This is a genomic window from Alteromonas sp. ABD4_190 (assembly GCF_056160105.1).
In genome coordinates, this window is sequence record NZ_JBSWWN010000002.1 from 117031 (window position 1) to 142889 (window position 25859).

At 43.7% G+C, this 25859-nt stretch carries 21 protein-coding genes; 8 read left to right on the forward strand and 13 right to left on the reverse strand.

The features are described from left to right. Positions 1 to 12 precede the first annotated feature (12 nt). Together ACXAFM_RS18095 and ACXAFM_RS18100 are read left to right on the forward strand one after the other, a co-directional pair. Positions 13 to 231 carry a YejL family protein gene (locus tag ACXAFM_RS18095; RefSeq protein WP_179983423.1) on the forward strand — a complete coding sequence of 73 codons (219 nt, stop codon included), beginning with the start codon at positions 13 to 15 and terminating at the stop codon, positions 229 to 231. 8 nt (positions 232 to 239) lie between these two features. Further along, positions 240 to 1766 carry a DUF3413 domain-containing protein gene (locus ACXAFM_RS18100; protein WP_474835672.1) on the forward strand — a complete coding sequence of 509 codons (1527 nt, stop codon included), beginning with the start codon at positions 240 to 242 and terminating at the stop codon, positions 1764 to 1766. Positions 1767 to 1849: 83 nt separating this feature from the next. Here ACXAFM_RS18100 and gmhB read toward each other — a convergent pair whose 3' ends face one another. The 4 genes from gmhB to ACXAFM_RS18120 form a co-directional block, all read right to left on the reverse strand. Beyond that, positions 1850 to 2428: a D-glycero-beta-D-manno-heptose 1,7-bisphosphate 7-phosphatase gene (gene gmhB / locus ACXAFM_RS18105; protein ID WP_474835673.1), complete on the reverse strand. Its 579-nt coding sequence runs from the start codon at positions 2426 to 2428 to the stop codon at positions 1850 to 1852. Further along, positions 2415 to 3305 carry a putative RNA methyltransferase gene (locus tag ACXAFM_RS18110; RefSeq protein WP_474835675.1) on the reverse strand — a complete coding sequence of 297 codons (891 nt, stop codon included), beginning with the start codon at positions 3303 to 3305 and terminating at the stop codon, positions 2415 to 2417. Before ACXAFM_RS18110 ends, gmhB begins: the two co-directional genes overlap by 14 nt. A gap of 207 nt (positions 3306 to 3512) precedes the next feature. Then, positions 3513 to 4643: an enoyl-CoA hydratase/isomerase family protein gene (locus ACXAFM_RS18115; protein ID WP_474835855.1), complete on the reverse strand. Its 1131-nt coding sequence runs from the start codon at positions 4641 to 4643 to the stop codon at positions 3513 to 3515. Between the two features lie 62 nt (positions 4644 to 4705). After that, positions 4706 to 5860 (reverse strand): acyl-CoA dehydrogenase family protein, encoded by a 1155-nt coding sequence (locus ACXAFM_RS18120; RefSeq protein WP_474835676.1) that lies wholly within the window; start codon positions 5858 to 5860, stop codon positions 4706 to 4708. 229 nt (positions 5861 to 6089) lie between these two features. Here ACXAFM_RS18120 and ACXAFM_RS18125 point away from each other — a divergent pair, with 229 nt between their 5' ends. Continuing rightward, a complete protein-coding gene (locus ACXAFM_RS18125; RefSeq protein ID WP_474835677.1) occupies positions 6090 to 7700 on the forward strand; it encodes a response regulator in 1611 nt (536 codons plus the stop codon). A 53-nt stretch (positions 7701 to 7753) separates the two neighbouring features. Here the strand turns inward: ACXAFM_RS18125 and ACXAFM_RS18130 are convergent, their stop codons facing one another. Then, the gene (locus tag ACXAFM_RS18130) at positions 7754 to 8623 is read right to left on the reverse strand and encodes an NAD(P)-dependent oxidoreductase (protein WP_474825540.1); all 870 of its coding nucleotides are present in this window, start codon (positions 8621 to 8623) and stop codon (positions 7754 to 7756) included. A 94-nt stretch (positions 8624 to 8717) separates the two neighbouring features. Here ACXAFM_RS18130 and ACXAFM_RS18135 point away from each other — a divergent pair, with 94 nt between their 5' ends. Together ACXAFM_RS18135 and ACXAFM_RS18140 are read left to right on the forward strand one after the other, a co-directional pair. Next, positions 8718 to 9200: a glutathione peroxidase gene (locus tag ACXAFM_RS18135; RefSeq protein WP_474825538.1), complete on the forward strand. Its 483-nt coding sequence runs from the start codon at positions 8718 to 8720 to the stop codon at positions 9198 to 9200. A gap of 198 nt (positions 9201 to 9398) precedes the next feature. Next, the gene (locus ACXAFM_RS18140) at positions 9399 to 10394 is read left to right on the forward strand and encodes a 2-hydroxyacid dehydrogenase (RefSeq protein ID WP_474835679.1); all 996 of its coding nucleotides are present in this window, start codon (positions 9399 to 9401) and stop codon (positions 10392 to 10394) included. Between the two features lie 44 nt (positions 10395 to 10438). Here ACXAFM_RS18140 and ACXAFM_RS18145 read toward each other — a convergent pair whose 3' ends face one another. Together ACXAFM_RS18145 and ACXAFM_RS18150 are read right to left on the reverse strand one after the other, a co-directional pair. After that, complete coding sequence (locus tag ACXAFM_RS18145) at positions 10439 to 11191, reverse strand: methyltransferase domain-containing protein (protein ID WP_474835680.1); 753 nt, start codon at positions 11189 to 11191, stop codon at positions 10439 to 10441. Positions 11192 to 11206: 15 nt separating this feature from the next. Continuing rightward, the gene (locus ACXAFM_RS18150) at positions 11207 to 11968 is read right to left on the reverse strand and encodes a Nif3-like dinuclear metal center hexameric protein (RefSeq protein ID WP_474835681.1); all 762 of its coding nucleotides are present in this window, start codon (positions 11966 to 11968) and stop codon (positions 11207 to 11209) included. Positions 11969 to 12217: 249 nt separating this feature from the next. On the opposite strand from ACXAFM_RS18150, the gene ACXAFM_RS18155 reads away from it, so the two are divergent. Next, on the forward strand, positions 12218 to 12553 hold the full coding sequence (locus tag ACXAFM_RS18155; protein WP_474825530.1) for a hypothetical protein: 336 nt from the start codon (positions 12218 to 12220) through the stop codon (positions 12551 to 12553). A 95-nt stretch (positions 12554 to 12648) separates the two neighbouring features. Here the strand turns inward: ACXAFM_RS18155 and ACXAFM_RS18160 are convergent, their stop codons facing one another. From ACXAFM_RS18160 to ACXAFM_RS18175, 4 genes are all read right to left on the reverse strand, one after another. After that, complete coding sequence (locus ACXAFM_RS18160) at positions 12649 to 13272, reverse strand: TetR/AcrR family transcriptional regulator (RefSeq protein WP_474835683.1); 624 nt, start codon at positions 13270 to 13272, stop codon at positions 12649 to 12651. A gap of 106 nt (positions 13273 to 13378) precedes the next feature. After that, positions 13379 to 14419 (reverse strand): protease SohB, encoded by a 1041-nt coding sequence (sohB, locus tag ACXAFM_RS18165; protein WP_474835685.1) that lies wholly within the window; start codon positions 14417 to 14419, stop codon positions 13379 to 13381. Between the two features lie 119 nt (positions 14420 to 14538). After that, on the reverse strand, positions 14539 to 17064 hold the full coding sequence (locus ACXAFM_RS18170) for an acylase (RefSeq protein ID WP_474835687.1): 2526 nt from the start codon (positions 17062 to 17064) through the stop codon (positions 14539 to 14541). A 240-nt stretch (positions 17065 to 17304) separates the two neighbouring features. Beyond that, a complete protein-coding gene (locus ACXAFM_RS18175) occupies positions 17305 to 19902 on the reverse strand; it encodes a VolA/Pla-1 family phospholipase (protein ID WP_474835688.1) in 2598 nt (865 codons plus the stop codon). 319 nt (positions 19903 to 20221) lie between these two features. On the opposite strand from ACXAFM_RS18175, the gene ACXAFM_RS18180 reads away from it, so the two are divergent. Further along, entirely contained in the window at positions 20222 to 20965 is a 744-nt protein-coding gene (locus ACXAFM_RS18180; protein WP_474835689.1) for a YciK family oxidoreductase, read from the forward strand. Positions 20966 to 21060: 95 nt separating this feature from the next. Here ACXAFM_RS18180 and glnS read toward each other — a convergent pair whose 3' ends face one another. Next, a complete protein-coding gene (glnS, locus tag ACXAFM_RS18185; RefSeq protein WP_474835690.1) occupies positions 21061 to 22728 on the reverse strand; it encodes a glutamine--tRNA ligase in 1668 nt (555 codons plus the stop codon). Positions 22729 to 23026: 298 nt separating this feature from the next. On the opposite strand from glnS, the gene ACXAFM_RS18190 reads away from it, so the two are divergent. Then, a complete protein-coding gene (locus ACXAFM_RS18190; protein WP_474806833.1) occupies positions 23027 to 24049 on the forward strand; it encodes a LacI family DNA-binding transcriptional regulator in 1023 nt (340 codons plus the stop codon). 109 nt (positions 24050 to 24158) lie between these two features. Here the strand turns inward: ACXAFM_RS18190 and ACXAFM_RS18195 are convergent, their stop codons facing one another. Beyond that, complete coding sequence (locus tag ACXAFM_RS18195; RefSeq protein WP_474835692.1) at positions 24159 to 25859, reverse strand: alpha-amylase family glycosyl hydrolase; 1701 nt, start codon at positions 25857 to 25859, stop codon at positions 24159 to 24161.

Genomic DNA, 25859 nt, shown 5'->3' on the forward strand with positions numbered 1-25859 from the left:
AGAGGCGTAGCAATGCCCCAACAGAGCCGCTATAGCAACGACGAATTCGAAACGCTAATGAATAACGTTATTCTAACCCTAGAAGAAGGCGGTGCAAACCGCGATCTTTCACTTATGGTGTTAGGCAACGTCATTACACATATTTTAAATACTCAGGTTGCTCCTGAAAATCGCGAAGCCATGGCAGCACAGTTTGCCGATGTACTTAAGAAAAGCGTAACAAAAAGCTAAGGGATTGCATGATACTTGCCGAATCACCTCGTCGCCAGCGCGTTACTAAACTGGTAAATTGGGGGCACTGGTTTGCCCTGGCGAATATTATCATCGCCATTGTTATTGCCTCGATTTTTGTTTTCTCATCACCTATGCCAGGCACAGGTGTCGGCACCGTGTACCTTTTAGCCAATTGGTTTGGCCATATTGGGTTTATGACCTTTTTTGGCTTTGTCATTTTTGTTCTCCCACTTTGTTATTTGGTTAATAACCCGAGAGTGATAAAAGCTAGCGCATCCATTATTGCTGCGGTGGGCTTAGCACTTTTAGCGTTTGATGCTTTATTGTTCAACCGCACAGGGTTTCATATTAGCTTTCATGCTGCAGACTTACTGCGCAGCGAAGCACAATCTACAATGGCTATAGAGAGTTGGCAGCAGTGGGCCTTTTTGTTCCTTCTGTTCATTGTTTGGCTTGGTTTTCAGCTAGTTTTAGCTAATGCGATATGGAAGCGTGTTGAGCGCTTCACGCGCTATAAAGTGGGCATACCTGTTACAACATTTTTCGTGAGCTGTTTTGTAACCAGCCACGCTATTCATGTGTGGGCTGATGCCAAGCTTTATCAACCTATTATTGCCCAAGACAACATGTTTCCGCTTTCCTACCCTGCGACAGCTAAAACCACCATGTCGCGCTACGGTTTGCTTGACTTAGCGGCCTATGAAGAGCGAAAGCGGCTGCAATTTAACCCTGACATTCACAATATCACTTATCCTGCTGAACCAGTTTATTGTTCTATTGAAACCAATAGAAATCTTACCGTAGTCGTTCAAGTAGATAATGATAACGCTGTTGACTTAAATGGTATTGAAGGTGTGTCGTTAAATACCGTTGCCAATTATTATTCAACGGCCAGCAGTGTTGAAGGTCTTATGACGGCAACCTTATTTGGTGTACCGGAAATTTATCAGGATGCCTTGTCTCAAAAGCGGCCTGTACTATTGGCCTTGCCTCTAGGTTCGGGTATGCCGGTATCGATACATAGCGATGTCGCACTCCCCCTTCCTCAATTGTCTGGCTACGTACAGCCTTTAAGCAATAATCACGAAGGGCTGCACATTACGTTTATGAAAGGTTCGGATATCAAAGGCTACGTTGAAAATACTATTGATAGAAAACATGACGTACTAATAGCGACAGGCTTTGGCAGTGAAAACGGTAAGGGTACGCTTTACAGCACGCTAGATATCAAAGGTAAATTAGCGAGCACTGAAGATTTGGCTCCAACTATATTAAATGCCTTGGGTTGTAACGCACCGTCAACTTTCTATTCAACTGGGCAAAACTTATTGGCACCATCGCGCCCTTGGTTAGTAAGTACATCAGGCGAGCGAATCGTAGTATTTCATGGAAATAAACGGACAGACGTTCTAAGTAACGGTAGCTATGAAATCAGCGATTTATCTTCCGGCAAACGCAGTAAAGATTCCTTAAATATCGATTTACTCAGTCAGGCTATAAAGCATTTATCCCGCTTTTCCACACAAAACTAGTCAGAACTAGCGCTTCTTTGTAGCAGCGATAGAACAATCTATCGCTGCAACCCATTTTACATTTTTCTATTAGTAATAAAGACTTAAATGGTTACGCGTAACTGCTTTGTTATTTCAGATAAGCTAGCAACGCGAGATACACGGTGAGAAGAACAAAGCTTACTCAACTGCTCATCAGTTATAAGTTTATGTGACAAATAGAAGCTTTCCGTTAGACCCGCAGCATCAGCAGCCTCTATATCTCGCCAGCTATCCCCAATGAGTATGCTGTTCACTAAGTCGACATCAAGTTCTTTAGCAGCTTGGAGCAGCATGCCTGGCAATGGTTTTCTGCACTGGCACTCGATAGCAAACTTTTTTACGCTACCTTGGGTGTGGTGAGGGCAATAATAAACAGGGATATGTTTTACATCGTGAGAAGCGAAATCTTTTTGTACCCGCTCCATTAACCTATGAAAATCTTTTTCAGTGTAATAGCCTCGCGCTATTCCACTTTGATTTGTGACAATTACAGGTAGGTAACCCTCATTTTGAAACTTGCGCACAACGTCGAAGATACCTTTTACAAATTCAAAATTTTCATATTTACCTACGTAACCGTGGTCAACGTTAATAACACCGTCTCGGTCTAAAAACAGCGCTTTTTGTTTATGACTGGACATCTACTTTCTCATCACTAACAGCCGCGCCTTTTTTCCAAATTTGGATATGAAAGTCTGCGGTTACTTTTTCTAACGACGCTACAATAGACTCAATTTTACCGTGTGGTAACTTCCAATAAAAAGGCGTCATCTTTATAAGCGCTATCTTGTGATCTTCACTTTCAAAATTGATGGGAAATGAAAAACACTCGTCATGGATGCGAGTGAATCCGCTTCTAGGCCCATTATCAATTTGATGTTTTCTAGGTGTATCGTAGACTTGCTGTTTAAGCTCAAACAGATGGTTAGGCGCAGGGTCTACAGTTAAAAGTAGCCCTTCACTTTTCAATACCCTTTCATACTCGTCGTTGCTTCCAGGCGCAAAGACCTGTATCACTAAATCTTGAGTAGACTTTTCAAGGGGTAGTTCAAAGCTGCTTGCTACAACAAACTGAGCATGTTTATAAGCCTTAGCGGCTAACTCAACGGCTATTTTAGAGATATCACTGCCCGCAGCCTCAATAGAGAAACCTTTAAGCGAAAGACCCTGAACCATTGCATCTAAATAACTTCCTTCGCCGCAACCAGCGTCGTAAATAGAGATACTTTGTTTAGATGCGTACTCTGCCAATCCTTTTTCTTTGCACGACTCAGCAATTAAGCCCCCTACCAGCTCGATTAACCTGTCTTTCAGCGGTTGGTAGGTGTTTAATTGATGAAACTCTCTTCGGGCTTTCACCATGTCCTTATCGTCACCCGGAAGTTTCGACTTCTTAAACTGAACCGGTAATAAGTTAACATAGCCAGATTTTGCTTTATCGAAGCTATGATTATTTTCACAGCGGATTGGCGTTGAATTTAATAAAATAGGTGACTTACAAAGTGGGCAGTGCCACATGACAGGATCTTTATTATTGTGGATTTGCAGTAAAGGATATCAAAACCGACACCTTTACGGCAATAACAGCGCAAAATAACGGTAAAGGTGCAAAGGTACAAAGGAAATTAAACCCAACGTTATCAGTGATGATTACGCTGGGCACGCTGACTAAATTTATGCCTATTTGTTACAAATACCTTTGCTACATTCAATTAAAAAAGTATTTTATAACCCTGATAAGGGGTGCTTATCTTCCGGCCATGGAGAGGTAAAGAAATGCTCTACCACATCGTGAGGAACATCTTCTACGCTCTCAAATTTCCATTTGGGCGACATATCTTTGTCAATCAACAGAGCTCTAACGCCCTCCTGAAACTCACCACTTTCACCGCAGCGACATGACATATTAGCTTCCATTCTAAAGCAATCAGCGAGAGTCATAGCTGCCCCTCTTTTACACTGTTCATAAACTAAATGCATAGTTATCGGAGAGCCTTTCGCCAATGTGCTCTGTGCTCGAGACAACCATTTATCTTGGCTCACATCGGCGCTAAGAATTGCATTAACTACGTCAGTGACATTGTCAGCTGCACACAAGTCATCAATAAGTGCCATGTTAGGCTCTACATTGCTGCTAGGCACAGAATCCGGAGCCTTTAAAGATTCAAGGATAGAGGTTACAGACTCATTTAGACGTTTACTTTCTATTTCATCCCAAGAATAGTTCGAAAGCTTTTGTATCAAAGCCTCTTTTTCTGAGCTTGCTACTAACGCATCCGCTAGACCCACAAAACGGGCGTCGGAAGCATTCATCTGCCCGCCTGTTAAGCCTAAGAACAATCCTGATTTTCCCGGTAGACGGGGAAGGAAATAACTCCCACCTACATCAGGGTATAATCCGATAGTAATTTCAGGCATAGCTAACCGCGACGTTTCAGTTACAACGCGATGGCTAGCACCACATAGCAGCCCCATACCGCCGCCCATCACAATGCCGCTTCCCCACACTACAATGGGTTTGCTGTAGTTGTGAATGGTGTAATCTAAGGTATATTCGGTTTCAAAAAACGTTTCTAAGAACGATGGAATTTGCCCCTGCGCTTCCACCATCGACTTATACATAGATACGATGTCGCCACCAGCGCAAAACGCTTTATCACCAGCAGCATCAATGACTACAGCTACAACATCACTACGCGACTGCCACTGTTGAAGTGCCTTTAGCATGATTTCTGCCATCGCTAAATCCAGTGCATTCAGTGCTTTTGGCTTATTAAGCGTTAAACGTCCTATTGTAAAGTCGCCGTTCGATGTTTTTAACTCATCAACAATAACTACTGACTCCACATCTGTCATATTCACTTTCTCCATTGTTTGTGCCTTGAAACGCATTTTTTACTGACTTAATTACAAGCACGTTAAAGAACGCTTCGCTCGTCCGAAAGTAGGCGACGCCCAATAATCACGCGCATAATTTCGTTGGTGCCTTCAAGTATTTGATGAACACGAACATCTCTAAAGTGACGCTCTAGTGGATACTCTTTAATATAACCGTAACCACCGTGTAATTGGAGCGCATCGTTACACACATTAAAACCTACGTCAGTTGCAAAGCGTTTAGCCATAGCGCAGTAAGTCGTTTTATCAGCGTCATTGTTGTCCAATTTGCACGCTGCCATACGTACCATCTGTCTAGCCGCAACTAACTCAGTTGCCATATCAGCTAACTTAAATTGTAGAGCTTGGAAGCCTGCAATAGGTTTACCAAACTGCTCGCGCTCATTCATATAATCACGGGCTACGTTTAGCGCTTGCTGTGCTGTGCCTACTGAACAGGTAGCAATATTAATTCGGCCGCCATCAAGCCCTTGCATGGCCATTTTAAAGCCTTGACCTTCTTCACCTAGCATCCAGCTATTATCGAGCTTTACATTATCAAAAGTAATCATACGAGTGGGCTGGGCATTCCACCCCATTTTCTCTTCTGCTTTTCCGTATCCAATGCCATCTGCATTAGCTGGAACTGCAAATGCAGATACGCCTCTAGGGCCATCCTCGCCAGTACGAGCCATGACTACGAGAACATCTGTACTTCCTGCTCCAGAGATGAACACTTTAGAGCCATTTAGTACATATCCATCGTCAGTTTTAGCTGCTCTAGTCTTTAGTGAAGCAGCATCAGATCCAGCGCCAGGCTCTGTTAAGCAATAAGAGGCAAGTTTGTCACCTGTGACTAATTGTTCACACCACATATCCTTAACTTCACTGGCACCCCATGTCGCTATCATCCACGTGGCCATGTTGTGAATAGTTAACATGGCTGTAGTTGTAGTACACCCCATTGAAAGCTGTTCGAAGATAATTGAAGAATCGAGTCTTGACAGCCCAAGGCCACCTGCACTTTCAGGGGCATACAAGCCACAAAATCCTAACTCACCGGCTTTCTTAATTGCCTCTACGGGGAAATGGTGCTCTCTATCCCACATCGCAGCATTGGGTGCCAATTCTTGTTGTGCAAATTGGCGGGCGGTTTCTTCAAAGGCTAATTGGTCATCGGTTAATTCAAAGTTCATTAGACATACCTTCAACTGAGTTGCTTTCTAAACACAATAACCAATACCTACCCCTTACGTAAACGTAAAGGTAAATATTTATTTAAATATATGGATGTATAACGTAAATAATTTGTGACGAGATAATAATTTTGATTCTGAGACTAATACTGGTAGTCAAAACTTATCCTTTTTAATAATGCACTTTTTCCCAACCGCTGATAAGCTAGCTTTAGTTTAAAGTATTCATATGATCGCCGTGGAATTTAGAATAGCCATAGTAGAAGACAATGCTACCGCTCGAACCGCGCTTCGAGGCCACCTCATGTCTATTGCAAATTTATCGGTGAGTAGCTTTGCATCTGGCGTTGAATTGAAAGCGGCACTTAAAAAACAGAACTTTGAACTGTTATTAATGGACTACCACCTTGGTCAGGGCAAAACTGGTGTCGAGTGGGTGCAAAATTTAAGAGAAGCAGGATTCATTCGACCGAGCACAGGAGTTATCTTCCTGACTTCAGATCGCTCACCACAGATAATTGGCAGGATCATGGATCTGCAGCCGGATGTTTTGCTCATCAAGCCCTACACTATCGCTTCATTAACACGGCAAATAAATCACTATTTAACGTACCGTGAATTTATCAAAAACGTTTTACACTCCTTGGACAATAAACAATTAGAGAGAGCGATCTCTGTTGTACGGGCCAAGATTTCAGAAGGCATTCCCCCTCGTCTTGTGGCAGATATACGTAAGCTATATGCACGGCTGCTTTATGAAAACGGCGATATTCAAAGAGCATTGAGTATTTATGATGATGTGCTCACCCGCAGCGACAAAGTGCTGTGGGCGCAATGGGGCAAAGTTAAATGCCAGTACGCGTCTGGGCAATGGCCAAACTGCAAAAGCCATCTAAGCCAAATGGTAAATTCAAGCTTGGCACGGGATAAGGCATTTGAATGGCTAGCCTCTATTTCCTTTGAGCAAAACTCTTATGAACAAGTAGAAAAATACCTTAACGAAATAAAGTTCAGTGAATTGAGTTTGCCCGCCGCCAAACTTAAAACTCTTGCTTATCAAAAACAGGACAAAGTAGTTGAAGCTATAGATCTTTTGCAAAAAAAGCGTGCAATGCACCGCAGTGCAAAAGACAGCTTTAACGATTTCACCTTTGAATTGGCAGAGTTTTATTTGTTCTTGGCAGAAGAGTCTCCTGAAACCAATAGAGAAGAAAGCTTGTCTCAAGCGAGAAAGCTAGTTGGTATTGCGGGTAGAAGCCAAGGAGACCCACAAACACTGCAAAAAAGGGATTACCTTTTGGCATTTTCAGCCGTATTAGATGGCGATCTAGAAAAAGCTGCCCACCTACTAGAAGGTGATCATATCGATAATTACCTGCGTACCGAGCCATCTGTCTTGGTGATTGCTGCAAAGGTTCATCACGGGCTTGGCGATGAACGTAAGGCAGGTGAATTGTTGTTAATGGCGAAGCAGAAAAATGCTGAGCTACAGGCCATTTCAGAACAAGTGATGAACGATGAGTTAATTTTCACTGGTGGCGAACGGTTGGGGCTTAATCACGAGCAGGCTATTTCCATTAACGAAACCGGCACCCAACTGTTTATAGAAGGAATGTTTGATAAAGCAATGAAGCATTTCTACGATGCATTTCAGCTCTCGCCAGATACTGCAGCTTTTGGGTTGAATCTGCTTCAATGCATGATTGAAGCAGACACAGGCGTTTACCGTAAGTTCAATATCAATTTCTTACTTGAAAAAATCACTTCATTACCCTTGAGCGAGACAAATAAAAGCCGTTTAGAACAGCTTACCTTGTCCGCCCACGAGCAATCACTTTAGTTACCCGAAAGCAGGAGCGTTTTTTATTACGATAAATGCTTTGCGTAACGAGACTACTTTAATCGAGTAAGCAAACTCGACGTATCCCAACGACCACCACCAAGTTTCTGTACATCAGCATAGTATTGGTCCACGAGCGCTGTGAGCGCCAAGGTAGACCCGTTTTTACGCGCTTCATCAAGCGCTATGTTTAGGTCTTTACGCATCCAATCTACAGCGAAGCCAAAATCAAAACTGTTGTTTAACATGGTGCTGGCTCTGTTTTCCATCTGCCAAGACTGTGCAGCGCCTTTGCTTATAACATCAATGACTGCGTTACAATCTAGTCCAGCGCGCTGCCCGAAGTGAAGCGCCTCGGCTAGGCCCTGTACAATGCCAGCAATACAAATCTGATTCATCATTTTTGCTAGCTGACCACTGCCGCTTTTACCCAGCAACTGACTATGGCGAGCATAATGTGCCATTACTGGCTCTATTTGAGCGAAAACCGCTTCATCACCGCCAACCATGATAGTCAGTTGACCGTTTTCAGCCCCAGCCTGCCCTCCAGAAACTGGCGCATCTAAAAATCCAATTTGTTTATCTTTACTGCTTGCGTAAAGCTCTCTCGCCACATCTGCTGATGCGGTTGTGTGATCGACCAGCACGCTACCTGCTTTCATTATTTCCAGTGCTTGCGTACCAACATCTCTTACGTCATTGTCATTACCTACGCACATAAAAACGATATCTGCGCCTTTAACGGCTTCGGCCACCGAATTACACGCACTAGCATCAACGTTGCCATAGGTGGCTAGCCAATCTTGTGTCTTTTTCGCCGTACGGTTATATACAGTAACAGAATAACCCGCTTTGCTAAGGTGCCCTGCCATAGGAAACCCCATTACACCTAAGCCCAAAAAACTCACTTTCAAATTACTCATACAGAATATACTCTAGATACCAAATAAATAGGTTTGCATTACCTAAGAGTAACAGACTTAACAAAAACAAAAACAAAAACATAGGAATTCGAATTTGGAACTTTACACTCACCCTATTACGCTGAATAACGGCGAGCAAACTACACTTGAGCAATACAAAGGGAAAGTACTGCTCATCGTTAATACCGCCAGTAAATGCGGCTTTACACCTCAATACGAAGGGCTTGAAGCGCTTTATAAGAAACATAAAGACCGGGGGTTTGAAGTGCTAGGGTTTCCGTGCGACCAATTTGGCCATCAAGAACCCGGAAGTGATAGCGATATAGCACAATTTTGCAGCCTAAATTTTGGCGTGTCATTTCCGCTTTTTAAAAAGACAAATGTTAATGGGCCCGATGCAAACCCGCTTTTTGAGGCTTTAAAACAAGATGCACCCGGGCTACTGGGAACCAAACGTATTAAATGGAATTTCACAAAGTTCTTGGTCAATGCTGAAGGTAAAGTACTAAAACGCTACGCGCCTACCGTAAAGCCAGAAGCGATTGAAAAAGAAATTGGTAAACTTTTAGGGGCGTAAGCTATACGCCTCAGATATTTAAAGCAGAGTGCATTGGGTCGGCTAACGCTACTATTATTTTATTGATCTGTGTCTACACAGTGCAAATAGTAGCGTGCTAATTTATTGCGCATTGTTGCGCACTATATAGTGCATTAGCAGTTGAGTAGTTAAGTGATAACTACGCCTAATGAAAATACGTACACGTATGGAAATACTATGCAAAATAACCACATTGCCTTTTTTAGTACTCGTCCCTATGAGCAAGTGGTATTTTCACAGCTATTAGAAAAACACAATAGCGTCAATAGCCAAAGCATTAAAAGCACTTTTTTCGAACACCCACTTAACCCATCAACTGCTATAAGCTGTAAGGGATATAGCGATGTGGTTGTCTTTGTGAACGATGAACTAAATGCGGCGACCATCAAGGTGCTGAAAGAATGTGGTGTTAGACACATCGCGCTTCGCTGTGCAGGTTACAATAATGTAGATGTTGGCGCTGCAGCAGAAGCTGGCATAACTGTAAGTCGTGTACCCGCATATAGCCCTGAAACGGTAGCTGAACACACACTCGCGCTTATTCTTACCTTAAACCGAAAAACCCATAAAGCCTATAATCGGGTTAGAGAAGGTAACTTTAGCCTAGACGGATTGATGGGGTTCACTCTTCACGGAAAAACGGTAGGCGTTATAGGTACAGGGAAGATTGGTAAAGCCGTTATTCGCATACTTCTGGGGTTTGGGTGCAAAGTTCTTTGTTTTGACCCAAATCAGGATGATGATGTGCTCGCTATGGGAGCCCAATACGTTCCGCTAAACGAACTGTTAGAACAAAGCGTCATTGTGACGTTGCACTGCCCGCTCAACGACAAGAGTTATCATATTATCAATGCTGACAGCATAAATAAAATGCCTAAGGGCGTGATGCTCATCAATACCTCTCGGGGCGGATTAGTTGATGATACCGCCATTATAAAAGGGCTTAAATCTAAACAGATAGGCTATTTGGGGTTAGATGTTTACGAAAGAGAGTCTGAACTCTTTTTCAGTGACCATTCACAGGAAATCATACAAGACGACACTTTTCAGCGTTTAACAACCTTTCCAAATGTATTGATAACGGGGCATCAGGGCTTTTTCACTTATGAGGCATTAAATGAAATTGCGGTAACGACGCTTAACAACATCCTTACCGGTGACAACACGCTCTAAGCATCTTTTAGAATAAACCCGATACGTCAAAGCTGCCTGTAAACTCAACCGACTTGTGGCTTTTCCAGAATGAGTTGGAAGTATTTACCTAACCACAAATAGGGCTCCTGCTTGTGATACTTTCTTTCAAGAGCAAGCAGGTCATCAAATTTGCTGCTCTGGTGAGTAATATCGCGCATATAATCGTGAAAACAGCGAATGCCAGCTTTTTCCAGTATGTTGAAGCCCAACGACGCACAATACTCAACCACTCGCATTGCGCTAAGCGGCTGATTGGGATTTAGCCTCACCTGCTTTTTCGCCTTCATTCCTTTGGCGATATAATCAAAATTACCGTAAATGGCATTAGCAAATAAATTCGCATCTTGATTAAAGAAACTTAAGCTTAAGCGCGCTCCGGGTTTCATATTGCTATATATAAAATCTATGGCGTCAAAGGGCGCATCTAGCCATTCTAGAACCGCATGACAAACTACAAAGTCGAAATCACTAAGGTCTTCTAATTGTTGTAAATACTGATGCCGAATTTTTATATTCGGCGCATCAGAAAGGAAAGGTTCCGCTTGATCAAGCACATCCTTTGACGCATCGGTGAGCACAACAGAGTGTCCTTTCGCAGCTATATGAGCCGTCATTACCCCTGTGCCCCCACCTATTTCGATGGCTCGAAGCGGCGCTTTTAAATAGGGTTCAAGTACATCACATAATAATGTGTGGCGCAATTTGCCCTTGGTTGTCCCGTAAATATTGTTTGAGAACTTCTCAGCAATACCGTCGAAGATACGATCGTTATTCATATACTACATACTTCGCTATGCAGGGTTATCGATATCAATAAACTCAACAGGCACGTCGAATTGCTGCTCAATGTGTTCGCCTAAAGACTTCACACCGTAGCGTTCGGTAGCATGATGGCCAGCCGCAAAAAAGGTAATACCCATTTCTCTTGCTGTATGCACGGTTTGCTCAGAGACTTCACCGGTAATAAATGCATCTACACCAAACTCAACCGCTTGCTCTATGAATCCTTGACCTCCGCCAGTGCACCAAGCAAGTGTCGTAATTGGTTTTGACACAGGCCCTTCTATTAGCACATCTCGTCCTAACAGCTGCTGCAGCTTATCTTGTAAAGCCACGCCTTCAATTGCTTCCTCAAAATTCCCCTGCATAACAACACCCACAGGTTTTACGCCGCTGACTGCACTTACATTTTGAACATCGAGAAGAGATCCAAGCTGGCGATTGTTACCAAATTCTGGGTGAACATCTAAAGGAAGATGGTAAGCAAACAAATTTAAATCATTGGCGAGTAAAGCAGAAAGACGGCGCTTTTTCATGCCGGTTACAGCCTGCGACTCCCCTTTCCAAAAATACCCATGATGTACAATAAGCGCATCGGCGTTAGCTTCTATCGCAGCGTCCACTAAAGCCTGAGATGCTGTAACCCCTGTAACAATTTTTTCTATTTTGCTTGTGCCCTCTACCTGCAAACCATTGGGGCAATAATCACTGATTTCGCTAACTCTTAACATTCCATCAAGATAATTTTGTAGTTCTAGGCGGGTAATAGACACAAGTCCTCCGGTTGAAAGTTAGACAAATTGTTAAAAAAACGCTATAAAATACGCGAACGTTTCGTATAACACCTATAAGTCGACTGGCGTTTATTGCGGGAAAACGAAAAAAAGCGGATTGCTTAACGCATTACCTACTTTTTATTCACTTTATGGGGAGCCAAATGTGCTCTAACCAATCTGCCGTTACTTATTGGTGATACAAGTCAAAAACGTTCGTCATCTTAACAAAATAAAGAGCAAAAAAGCATGGCAAACTTAGACAAAGATGCAGTTATCGCGGCTTTCACTGAAGCCTATAAAAAAGCTAATGGCAAAGCGCCGACTATTGAAAGTAAGAGCGGTTGGTACAGCGTAGATGGCGGCAAAAATATGCGCTTAGCACAGCTTCAGGAAATGGCAGAATCGCTAGCATCGAATTCGTCTGAAAAAACAGAAACGAAGAAAGAGAAAAGCGAGACCAAAGCAAAGGCCAAACCTGCTACGAAAAAAGCATCAGCTTCTAAAAAATCAGGTTTCTCAGTTAAGGATTTTTGGGCTGAAAAGCTAAACGCTGAAGCACCTGGCGCGACTCTTCCCCGCTAGCTTCAACAAGCATTTCTCATAACGCCTATTCCACACTATGCCTAGCCTTCATTTTGGAGGCTAGCGCTTTTTCATACGTAAGCTATAAAAATGGTTTATTTGCCGGCAAGTCCCTGTGCGACAAATGGAACAAGATGCTGGATGACTTCTTTTATATCTACGTGTTTATGAAAATCGGACTCAGCGATTTCAGTTAATGCCTGACTCGATGCCATCGAAAAGACAAAACTTCCCATCGCAAAATGCAGTCGCCAGAACAATTCTTCCTCAGGAAGTTCAGGTAAACAGCGTCTGATAGCGTCTACTAGAGCGCGTATACAGTCACCGTAATCATGCATCAAAAACTTACGCAAGTGCCCTTGTGTTTCGTTATATCCTCGGCCGAGCAGCTTAACAAAAGTGGCAGTGCCCTGCTCGGAGATAGCATTAAGATTTAACATGGGAAGGATAAGCGAATATAAGAGCTGCTCAACGCCTTTGGCGCCTTCAATAGGCGGTAAACCGTCTAAGCAAACCTTTACCTGTGGCATAAGCTCATCAAAGTATCGCTTAAACACCGCTTGTATTAAGTTTTTCTTGCTACCAAAATGGTAATTCACCGACGCCAGATTTACTTCTGCTCTGGCAGTGATTTCCCGCATCGAGGTTTGGGTAAACCCACTTTGAGAAAACAAGTATTCTGCCGCATCTAATATATCGTTTTTAGTATGCCGTGCCATATTCTTTTTATTATCTTTTGTCGGTTAAAAATTTAACATCCATCTGTGCTTATTGACGGTGGGTGCTATACGTCATGCCGTAATAAACACAGATGGTTTATAGCTATTAAAACCAATGGCGCGCTTTGTTCATGCTTTTCATAAACACACGCTCAACAACATTGGCTGCAGACATACCTAGCTTTTCCGCAACGTTTTTCTTCACAGCATACTTAACGCTGAAAATTTCGCGTGCAGGGTAATTCGAAAGAATGTAGTCATCGGACGTTGTTATATCGTCAACCAAGCCAAGTGTTTTTGCCTTGATCCCTGGCCAGTATTCACCAGTAGCTACTTTGTCTATATCCATTTCAGGGCGCTGACTTTGCACGAAGTCTTTAAAGAGTACATGAATCTCTTCAATTTCCTCTCTAAACTTAGCGCGACCTTCATCGTTATTTTCGCCAAAAACCGTCAGCGTGCGCTTAAACTCTCCGGCGGTATGTTGCTCAAATTCTATATCGTTTTTCTTCAGCAACTTATTAAAGTTAGGTAGCTGAGCTAAAACACCAATACTGCCGATATACGCAAACTGTGACGCCAACAACTTATCGGCAACACACGCCATCATATAGCCACCGCTTGCCGCAACTTTATCTACAGCAATGGTCAATTTAAGACCCTTTTCTTTGATACGCTGTAGCTGCGACGCAGCAAGTCCATAACCATGGACTACGCCACCGCCACTTTCAAGGCGTACTAAAACTTCGTCTTCTTTATTTGCTACGCATAAAATCGCAGTGATCTCTTCACGCAGGTGTTCGACCTCATTGGCATCCATAGACCCTTTAAAGTCGATAACATATAACCGAGACTTTTCAGACTCTTCACCCTGCTCTTTTGTCTTGTTCTTAGCCTTGCTCTTAGCTTTGGCCTCTTTTTTCTGTTCTTTAGCTAACTTTTTTAATGCGTTTTTATCTAAAAGGACTTCTTTCGCGTAATTAGTGATGTCCTTTAACTGCTCAGATATAGAAACGATTTCAAGTTGTCCTTTCCCCTGTTTCTGCTTACTCGCTACACCAACAATCGTTGATACAACGACAACGAAGGCGACAACTAACGTTACTGCTTTGGCAACAAACAAACCGTATTCGTACAAAAACTCCAAACTTTACTCCTAGTAAAATAAACGGGTAAGCAACGTTGTTTACCCACAACGTAAAGAGCGGCCTTACCTAATATAAGGCAAAGCCGCTGATGTAATCACGTTATAATACCAGTCTCAACTTAGTCTGACGATAGGTTAACCTGCTCTATCTTGTTTGCTTCAATCTCTTCATCGGTGAAATAGATATCCCGCAGTGTAGGTTGTGTAGAATAAAGTTGTGTTTGGTCTAAGAAATGCTCACTGCCGAACTTACGAGACTGTGAGTAAGTCAATATACCTCGGCCTTTTGGCCCTTCATCGGTGAAGTTGATAACCATTGCCCAGCTTGTGCCATAATTAATGTGGTAGCCCTCAGCTTCAGCACTCATTGCCGTGTTACTGCTAATTGTTTCGTAGCTATGTCTAGGCAACTGGGTTCCATTTCTACTGCTACTAACATCAAATACGTTAAAGCCACCTTCAATGTTATGTGCACCAGCCCATGGTAGCTTAACACCTGAGGCAGAGCCATCAGGTAAGCTACGTTCAACAAATTGCACTTCACCTAGCGGCGCATCAAATGCTACCCCGGCTTGTTCAATAACCTGTGTAGCGCGTGCCAATTGCTCAAGGGTAGTATCGTTTTTTACTAAACCTGATGGCGTAGTCACAGGTGCATCAAGAGAGAACGGTACTTCCCATTGAGGCGCTTGGTTAAACTGAAAAGCGAATTCTCTGAAAACGTGCGCGCCAGTACTCGTAAGGTTCATTGTACCGTCCCAGTCCTCTAAGGCTGCACAGGCTTGCGATACATCGACGCTTGCACCATCAACATCTACTGGTGTTTCACCTTGATCTGCGCATAGTTCAAGGAGAGATGGCAATATGTTCTCTGCCAAGTAGCTTCGGTTATTTAATAATAGCCCTTCAACTTCCTCAGGTGTGAAAGTACCATCACTCCCCGCTTCATTTTCAATAAACTGCTGCCCTAAACGTGAACGCAGTGTTTGCTGATATTCCACGCTACCAAACAACGGGTTGCTCACAACAATCGGTGAATTTAAATTGGTTAACCAGTAGCTGTCGTTTGAATTTTGAACTGAGTCTGTTCCCTCGTATTTCGGCGCCTCTTCATAAGGAACCGGCCCATCAAAATCGAATTGAGAAATATTACCCGGCAATACGGTAAAACCGGCTGCCGCTTTAGTTTGAATAAGCAAGGGGTTCGTTGTTAGTTGTTCAATTGCAGTTTCAGTTAAGTTCGGTACGGTTGAATCGTCAATATAGAATACCTGGCCATCGGCTGAGGCCGCCATTGTGTTATTGAAAATAACCCCATCATAGTCTTTAAACGCCTGCTTAAATTCGTCCATTGACGTAGCCATATTCATGGCAAGCCAATGATCAACAATATCAAAGTTAGGCAGATTGGCGTCTTTAATGGCAAACGCATTGTTTGAGTTCCAATCGAAGTTACCAGGTACTTCAATCATTGGGCCGTAGTTCGTGTAGTATGCGGTTTTATTAAGCTTTATGGTTTGCCCGCCACCTATAGCAACGTCAATTTGAAGGGTTTTTTCATAGATAGTGCGTTTGCTTCCGTCAACTACATGGGTAAGACCTGATGCATCATCTTCATCAAGGGTTAGCTGATAAACCACGAAGTGTTCAGCAGTTGAGAATGTGTGAGTCCAGGCTACGTTTTCATTAAAGCCGATGTTTACCGCGCCGGGTAAACCTGTGAGAGAGCCACCTGTAACATTCAAATGACCAGGTACTTGTGCGTGAAAGTTCCAAAAACGTAAGTTTCCAGTGTGAGGAAAATGAGGGTTACCTAATACCATTCCCTTCCCATTAGTGGTTTTATCGCTGCCTAACCCCCATCCATTAGACCCCATTTCTTGAGGATTTCTGTCAGGCAGCCCCACTGTTGGCGAAATCGTAAATGTAGAGGCAACTTCACTTGATGACTCGGCAGGTGTTGGTAAATAGCTCTCACCTTGTGGTGCAGCAATAAACATTGGGCCTAAAAAGTTTGCAGCGCCCGGTAAAAGCGCTACGCCCAAGGAGTATGTTAGAAGATCAACGCTATCAATTTCTGTTACCCAAGGTTGTCCTGCACAGCTTTGATCTTGCTCTTCTACAGGCGTTTCATTTAAGTATCTGTTATACCCTGCCGTATACCCCTGAAACATTGCGCGAGAATTTGCAGACAAGCGGGGCAAATTCTCTTCTGCAAGTTCTCTGATACCCAATGTTAAAAAGCCAAAGTCGTTGATGAGGTGTTCAGAGTCGCCGCTACCAGGCACCTGGTCTGGGCCAAAAAACTTTGCACGTTCAGAGTTGTACTTAACAATTTGATCAGCCAGTACGCAAAGGTTATCTCTCGCAAAGGCATAACCTACCCCATATGCCATACTTTCGAGGTTATCAGCTTTTACATGCGGAACACCGTAGGTTGTCCATGTTACGTCAGCAGACAAAGTACCATCCGGTGAAAAAGCAGGAATAGGTGTAGGCGAAGGTTCTGGGTTTGGGGAGGTGGGTGGCGCTGGTTGCTCTATATTTGAAAAATCGTTGTCGTTATCGCCACATGCAGTTAATAGACCGGCAATTGAAAGTGCAATTAGCGTACGCTTAGCAGAGAATGACTGTTGGTTGATCATCGCAAATGTTCCCTAATGATGAATGAATATGGTCAATGGCTTCTATTTCTCTTTTCCATTAGCGGAGTTAATTATTGTCTTTAGAATACTCATCGGACCATCATTTACACTACATTAACATCCCAAAACATTCAAATAACATTCCGCTTTTAAAGACAAAAAAGCCGGCTACTACGCCGGCTTTAACTCGATAAAATGTAAGCAGGTGTAACTCTGCTTTGTCGACCGCATTAGAGGTGGCTAGTTGGCTACAACACTCTCATCAGAAATTGGAAGCGCTAGCGCGTCAGACGCAATATAACCTGCCACTTCTTTTTGCATTTCTGTAGTTACCGCTGCACTTGATGCTGGACTTAAGCTAGAAGCATGTGCGCCGCTATTGAACTGCACAATACCGCTAATTGGGTCTGTACCAGGCCCTTGGGTAGTAGTGACTTGCTCTAGACCAATTGTCGCTGCTAACGGAAGCTGACCAGAAAGCGGTAACGCTGTGGAAACAGGAATTACCTGATCAGGTAAGTTTTCTTCGCTACCATCACCTACAACCGTCATCATGTGAACAGGTGTATTACTTCCTAGCGTTTGTGCATAGTTAGTTGGGTCACCAGCATCCATTACTGTTTGCGCAGCGAATGCGAATTCCGCAAATACTGCATTTACTTCAGCTGCTTGCTCTGCAGTTAGGTTATCTTCAAAAATAGTAACAGCCGCACTAAGCTGCTCTTCACTTACATCTGTTGTCTCATAAAGTTGATTAAGCAATGCAACAAACTCTTCTGACGCCTGTGATAGCAATAGGCCTTTAATTAGAGGTCCGAATGAAGGCGACTCTAATAAGAATTGCGCTACGCCGCCTCCTGGAGATTCTAGAGATGCTTGTCTAACAGCAAACATACCGTCAAGCGCAGCTAAATCGCCACCCATTGATGTGTTTGCTACTGCAGCAAAGTTACCACCAGTAATGGCACCTAGTGATACGCCCATGATAGACACACGTGACATATCAAACTTAACATTTTGTGCTGCGGTCGTATCTACAACTGCATTAAGTCCTAAACGCAGCCCCAGTAAATCAGATACACTTTGACGTAAGTTGTCGCGGGCAGTTGGTAAGCTAGCAAGGTTCATGTAATGCGTTGCACTTACGCTTGTAGCGTTTAAGTCATCTGTACCGTCACCATCAAGGTCGAAACCTCGACTACCGTGTAAAGGTTGGTCGATAGCGACTGACGCAATACCTGCTAGGGATAAAGTTCCGGTAATCGCAAGCATGTCTTCTTTTTGACTGGTAATACCGTGGGCCAAAATCACCACTGGCCAGCCAGCTTCAGGCATGCTAATTGGGAAGCCTAGAGCGCCCGCAATTGCAGGGTCTGGGATAGTTACCTGCACGTCTAACGTTTCCGTACCCATATTTCCGCCAGTTGGCTGTGGATACGGGTTAAATTTAGTGATGTTTCGAGCGCTATCAAGCATTTCGCCATTTATACGAACATCAGCAAGACCAAGGGAAGAACACATTGCTGCATTTGGACCTGGCTCAGCACTCGCAAGTAGCTCTTGTGGTGCACCAGCAAGTACGATGCCGCTGTCACAGGCGGCTTTCCAGAAATCATTTACCGGCGCTAATGGGTTTTCAGCACTTGGTACACCCAAGAAATAAGGCAATGCGATATTACCTTCATAGCGTTGTGCCGCACAAAATGGGCCCGCTTGCTCCAAAATGCCCGTAGATACGCCAACAGCAAATTCGTTCAATGCACCCCATTGAGCCTCTAGTTGACCCGATGCTGTACCGGCAAGACCTGCACAGGTTTCTAGTAGGCTAAAATCTGTTGCATCAATGGCCGCTTGAACATTATCTGGCAGACCTTGTTTGCCAAGTTCAACCGCGCCCGCTACAACAGTTTCGTTCACTAGGCCTAAAGCTTCCATGGCATTTGGCGCAGCAGACACATCGCTAACGGTGATCGCCGGAAGTGCAGCAGGTGCTGACGGATCGCCGCCAGCTGCAAGCTGAGCGAAGGTACCAATCATTACCTTTTTAATTGTATCAAGTGAATTTCCTACCGATTGTGTAGTAAACGCAGAGACATAGGTTAAATCTTCGCGGGCAAAGCCAGCCTGCAGAAGCGGGTTAACATAAGAATTAACCAAAGCCTGCAGGTCTAACTGAGAAGCGCTTGATAGTGGATCGGTATTAATATCTTGTCTTGCCAAATCCCAAGTTGTTGAACCCTGCACTGACTTACCTGACGAATCTTTCAAGTCTGTGGTCATGACCAACATATAACCTTGAGCAGGCTTAAGAGGCTTTAACGGAACAAATGTGATGGTATTGCTATCGGCGAGGCTAAGTACGTAATCCACGCCAAAGGTAAGTTGATCGCCAAGCTTACAACCTGCAGAAGGTGTTGCTACCTGCGCACAGTCTGGGTCGTTTTGGTCAAGACCCAGCGTGGCTTCATATAGCAATACACCAGAAGCTAGCGTGCTTTCGTCTAGCGAAGCGCCCGCTGGTGTTTCAACGTTGATAACGAAAGGATGCTGCGTCGACCAGCCGTCTAGCACATTAAGTGCATTTTGCGGGTCAGCAAAATCTGTGGGATCAGCCACTGGAATGTTGAGTGTATAATCAAAGAAACCGTCATCGCCAGGAAGCATTAGAAGGTCGTTAGGAATATTTAGGTTACCATTGGCAGGGTCAAAAAGGATCCGCGAAAATGGTGTTTGGACTTCTGTTTCGGCCTGAATGTCGGAAAGGGTTTCATCGGAGCCACCACAGCCTGCTAGACCCAGCGCAAGGGCCACACTGGAACTTAATACGAGTTTTCTCATCTCTACTCCCTACAAGCATTGTTGTTATTCTGTGTCTAAAACTGAACTCTATTAAAAGTAGCTTGGTCTACCCTGTCTTTACAGGCGTAGATGATAGTTTTAAACATGTTAGACCAGTTGTATCTTCCTCAATCTTATTGACTTTGTTGCAACTTTGCAAAGTTTTGTTAACTACTTTTGTTAACTTTTTTTACGTTTGAAGAATTTTTCATTCATTGTTTTACTTGTGAGTCAGGCTGAGTATGATCTGACGTATGATTCTTAGCGGGGTCTACAAGCCCCATACAATGCGAAAAAATTAACCTTTTGAAGGAAAATGATGAACGATTACAACGCACCAGCGGATTTGTTACGCGATAAAGTTATTCTTATCACCGGAGCTGGCGATGGAATTGGTGCTCAAGCTGCAAAGACGTATGCTGCACACGGCGCTATTTGTATTCTATTAGGGCGCACCGTGTCGAAACTTGAAGCCGTTTATGACGATATTATCGCCGCAGGCGGTCAGGAACCTGCCATTGTTCCTTTAGATATAAAAGGTGCAACGCCCTCTCATTATCAACAGATGACGCAGACCATTATTGACCAGTTTGGTCGATTAGACGGTGTTCTTCATAACGCTAGCATTTTAGGCCACCTTAGTGCGTTTAAAGATATTGATGCGCAAGAGTGGCAAGACGTAATGCAGATAAATCTTAACGGCATGGTCTATATGACGCAGGCCCTTATCCCGGCATTAGAAAAAGCGGAAAATGCATCAGTTATTTTCACTACATCGAGTGTAGGTAGAAAAGGTCGCGCGTTTTGGGGAACATATGCTGTATCTAAGTTTGCAACAGAAGGCGTAATGCAAACTTTAGCAGATGAGTATCAAAATAAGACGTTGCGTTTCAACTGTATTAATCCAGGTGGTACTCGCACTCATATGCGTGCACAAGCTTTTCCTGCAGAAAACCCGGATACACTTAAAACACCAGAAGATATTATGCCTATGTATCTTTACCTAATGGGTGACGAAAGTAAGGAAGTAAACGGTCAGTCTCTTGATTGCCAGCCGAAGTAATTAATTAAACCTTATACTTTTATAAACAAAAACCGCTTAAGTTTGAACTTAAGCGGTTTTTTCATTTAGCATATAGCGCGCAATCAACAATTATATTACTCGCCTATTTTCGCCCATGTGTCTCTTAGCCCTACCGTGCGGTTGAAGACAGGCTTATCGTCTGTGCTATCTTTATCTACACAGAAGTAACCAGTACGTTCAAACTGCCAGGCGCCAACGTCAGGAACACTGCTAGCGAGTCCTGCTTCTACCCAGCCTTGTTTAATTTCAAGCGAACCAGGGTTTATTGCATTGGTGAAGTCTTCTTCAGCCGCCGGATTAGGCACGTTAAACAAACGATCATAAAGTCTAAATTCTGCTGCCTGTGCCGTTGCTGCGTCCACCCAGTGAATAACGCCTTTGACCTTACGCCCATCAGCTGGATCTTTACCCAATGTTTCTGGGTCGTAAGTGCAGTAAACAGTAGTTACATTGCCGTCTTCATCTTTTTCAACGCGATTAGCTTTAACCACATAGGCGTTACGTAGACGTACTTCTTTATCTAGTACTAAGCGTTTAAACTTTTTGTTTGCCGATTCACGGAAGTCTTCTGCTTCAATATACACTTCGCGGCTAAAGCTAATGCTACGCGTACCCATGGTTTCATCATTAGGATGATTCGGTGCATTCAGCGTTTCTGTCTGCCCTTCATCGTAATTTTCAATAACAAGCTTAATTGGGTCTAATACCGCCATCGCACGCGGTGCGTTAGCATTTAAGTCATCGCGAATACAAGCTTCCAACATAGACATTTCAACCATATTGTCCATCTTGGTCACGCCAATTCGCTTACAGAACTCAACCACAGAGCCCGGTGTATAACCACGACGGCGTAAGCCCGCTATAGTAGGCATACGGGGGTCATCCCACCCGCTCACATGGTTTTCATCGACTAATTGAATAAGACGGCGTTTGCTTAATACCGTGTACTCAAGATTAAGACGTGAAAACTCATACTGACGAGGCGTACAGTCAATTGAGATATTTTCGATAACCCAATCGTAAAGACGACGATTGTCTTGGAATTCTAATGTACATAATGAATGCGTGATCCCCTCAATAGCATCCGAGATGCAGTGAGTAAAATCATACATTGGATACACACACCATTTATCACCGGTTTGGTGATGGTGTGCATGTTTGACTCGGTAAATTACCGGATCGCGCATACACATGAACGGCGACGACATGTCGATTTTGGCGCGCAAACTACATTCGCCTTCTTTGTAATCGCCTGCCGTCATCTTGGCAAACTCACGAAGGTTAGTTTCGACGTCTGTGTCGCGATAAGGGCTATTTTGACCTGGCTCTTTAAGCGTACCACGCATCTCGCGCATGACTTCTTGCGCAGAAAAATCGACGTATGCTAAACCTTTTTCGATAAGCTCAACCGCATATGCATGTAATTGATCAAAATAATTCGATGAATAACGCGCTTCGCCATCCCAGGTAAATCCAAGCCACTGAACGTCTTCTTTTATAGAATTAACGAACGTAATGTCTTCTTTTGCAGGGTTAGTATCGTCAAAGCGCAAATTGCACGAGCCTGTGTAGTCTTGTGCAATACCAAAATTCAAGCAAATAGACTTGGCATGACCAATATGTAAGAAGCCATTCGGCTCTGGTGGAAACCGAGTTTTAATAGCGTCGTGTAGACCACTAGCCAGGTCTTTATCAATAATCTGACGGATAAAATTGGTCGGACGGTGTTCAGTCTCGGCCATTCGCTTGTTCCCCTTATGCACATAATATTTCAAAATCTCGCTGAGTATAACACTCTCGCAATTACTTCAACCATGTTTTATTCAAAGAAGCCTAACAAGTGATTGATTTAAGAGCGATCCACACAAAGAGTGCACTATAAAAACTACAACAAAACCCTCTGGAATGTACTTGATGAGCAACGCTTCATTAATTTTGATTAGCATTTAAGCGCATATATAGCAAAAAGCACGCGCTATTCGAAAAATATGGTAATCTAATTTAGCGACAACATTGTCGTAGCAGCAAAACATGGTGTTTATGAAAGAAAAAGCAACCTCTTTTGATATTGCCCACTTGGCAGGGGTTTCTCAATCAACGGTTTCGCGAGCGTTAAACAACAGCCCGCTGGTTAACCAAGAAACTCGCGACCGCGTTCAGCGTATTGCCCGGGAACTCAATTACAAGGTGGATAAGAACGCCAGTAATTTAAGAAAACAAAAGAGCAGCACAATTGCCCTACTCTTGTTCGAAGATCCAACGTCTGACGACTCAATGATCAACCCTTTCTTTTTAGCAATGCTCGGTAGTATTACTCGCGCTTGTGCACAAGCAAACTACGATCTTCTTGTATCGTTTCAGAACTTAGAAGACGACTGGCACGCGGAATACGAAGATTCAAACAAAGCCGACGGAATTATTTTGTTGGGTTATGGTGACTACACTGACTATCAGAACAAAGTCGCTCAGTTAGAGTCGCAAGGTACGCATTTTGTTCGCTGGGGTGCACCTGATGAAGCGCACCCAGGTGTAAGTATCGGGTGTGATAATTATCAAGGTGGTCAAAGCATTACCTCACACCTCATCGAACTGGGTAAAACATCGTTTGCCTTTATTGGCGATAATGGCGAGCACGCACCGGAATTTAAAGCACGCTTTGACGGGTATTTTAAAACACTACAATCTCATGGCTTAGCGCAATCAAGTGTTCAGCGTAACGCCATTTCTACCGAAGATGCTGGCTCAGAAGCAGTTAGATCATTGCTGCAAGCAGGCGAACTACCTGAAGCTATTGTTTGTGCATCTGACCTTATTGCTATGGGTGTTTTGCGAGCGCTGCGCCAAGCGAAAGTGAATGTTCCGGACGATGTTGCTGTTGTTGGGTATGACAATATTGCGGTGTCTGCTTACACGACACCATCGCTTACCACAGTACAGCAAAACACGAAGCTTGCCGGTGAGCTATTGGTAAATACCCTATTGAAAGCAATAAACAATGAAGAAGTTGAGGATTACTTAATGCCAGCCGACATTATTGTACGTCAATCTTGTGGCAGCGAATAAACGGCTTAAGCTTGTACTTTATCTGAATAGCTACTAATCAAATAATAAGCCCCGAACGTTTAACGCTCGGGGCTTTTTTTGACTCTCTATTAATCGTGCTTTGAGTGCTTTATTGACGGGCCAGCTGATGTTTTATTTGAGAGAGCAACGCTGGGTTGGTAGGTTTGCCCTCGAGAACCCAAACTTGAACGCCATTAGCCTTAACCGTAGCGCTTAACGCAGCGCCGTCCTCTACTTGTTGGGTTTGCCCAGACAATTGTTCTACCCAGTTGCCTGACTGCATGAAGTTACTTATCTCAAACGACTGGGGTTCATCACCCTTGTTTAGTAACACAAGCGCTGTTTGCTGCGCATCTTTAGTGTCGACAACGCGATAGAATGCGGCACGATGACCGCTAAGCTCTAGATTAACCTGCACACCGCGCTGCAAGGCGACAGTATTTTTACGTACGTTGGCGATTTTTGTTAGCGCTTGTTGAATAGGATGACTCTTAGCCTGATTAATGCGTTCTTGACCAAGGTAGTTACGATTACCGGCATGTTCAGCCGTACCGCGCATGAAACCTATCTCAGAGCCCATGTAAACAACCGGTATACCGCGAACAGTAAACAGCCAGTTGTGCGCATTAATGAAGCCTTTATCTGTCGCGTTAATGCGCGCCATATCATGGTTATCATAAAACGTGGTTAATTCATAGGGGTTATTATAAGGGCCGTGAGTAAGATGAAGTACTTTTTCTAAGTCTGCAAAATCGCTTTTAAGCGGCTTTTCAAACACGCTTACCATGGCTTTTTGCATAGGAAAGTCTAGAACGCTTACGCCGCCATTTTTAGGCAACGTATGCTGCGCAATATTGTTAGCTTCGTAATCGAACGCTTCGCCAAACATAAAAAAGTCTGGGTTTTCTTTGCGAATACGGTCAGACGCTTCACGCCAAAATGAATGCGGTACGTGCCTTATGGTATCTATTCTAAATGCATCAGCGCCTTGCGATATCCAATAAAGATAACTGTTAATTAAGTAATCCCGAACTGCTGGGTTCTCGTCATCTAAGTTTGAAAGCTTGACTAAATCTGGATAGTTGTGAAAAAAGCTATGCAGCGGGTTGTTTTTAGGGTCTAACTCTTCAGGTGCTAGGTTTTGATGGTCAGCAACTAAGTTTCCATCTTTATCGTAAAGCTCACCATAACCTGGCAAGTCTTCTTTCATCGTGAAGCTTGGTGTGCCGTGATTGGCAACTATATCAAACACTGACTTAAGGCCGTGTTCGCGCATCTTCGCGCTATAGTCACTTACGCTCAAATCGTCACTAATCAGATGCTCATCAGCTTTATAAAAGTTTGTCGCCCAATAACCGTGATAGCCAGTTTTTCCGCCATCTTTGAATGCACCGCCATATGTAATAGGCTCGTCGCCGTTAAATGCATAGTCAGGGTTATCGTGAACAGGCGTCATCCATACGGCAGTGAAGCCCATATCTTTAATGTAATCAGCGTTATTTAAGATACCTTGTAAATCACCGCCCATGTAACCCACATAGGCTTTTTCACCGTCGGGACCTTCAAGCGGTAGCTGCCAAGTGGGATGTTCCCCGCCTTGGTCTTCGTGGTTATTCGAAGAGTCGCCGTCGACAAAGCGATCAGTTACCACAAAGTAAACTGCCTCGCTAGCAAATGGCGTACTGGTACCTACTATAGCCTGAGCGGTATGCTTTTCACTATTGTCTAAAGACGATGTAGCCGTGCTAGTGCAAGCAGAGCAAAATAAACCGGCTAACGTTAATGCAATTGCTGAACGTTTGAATAACAT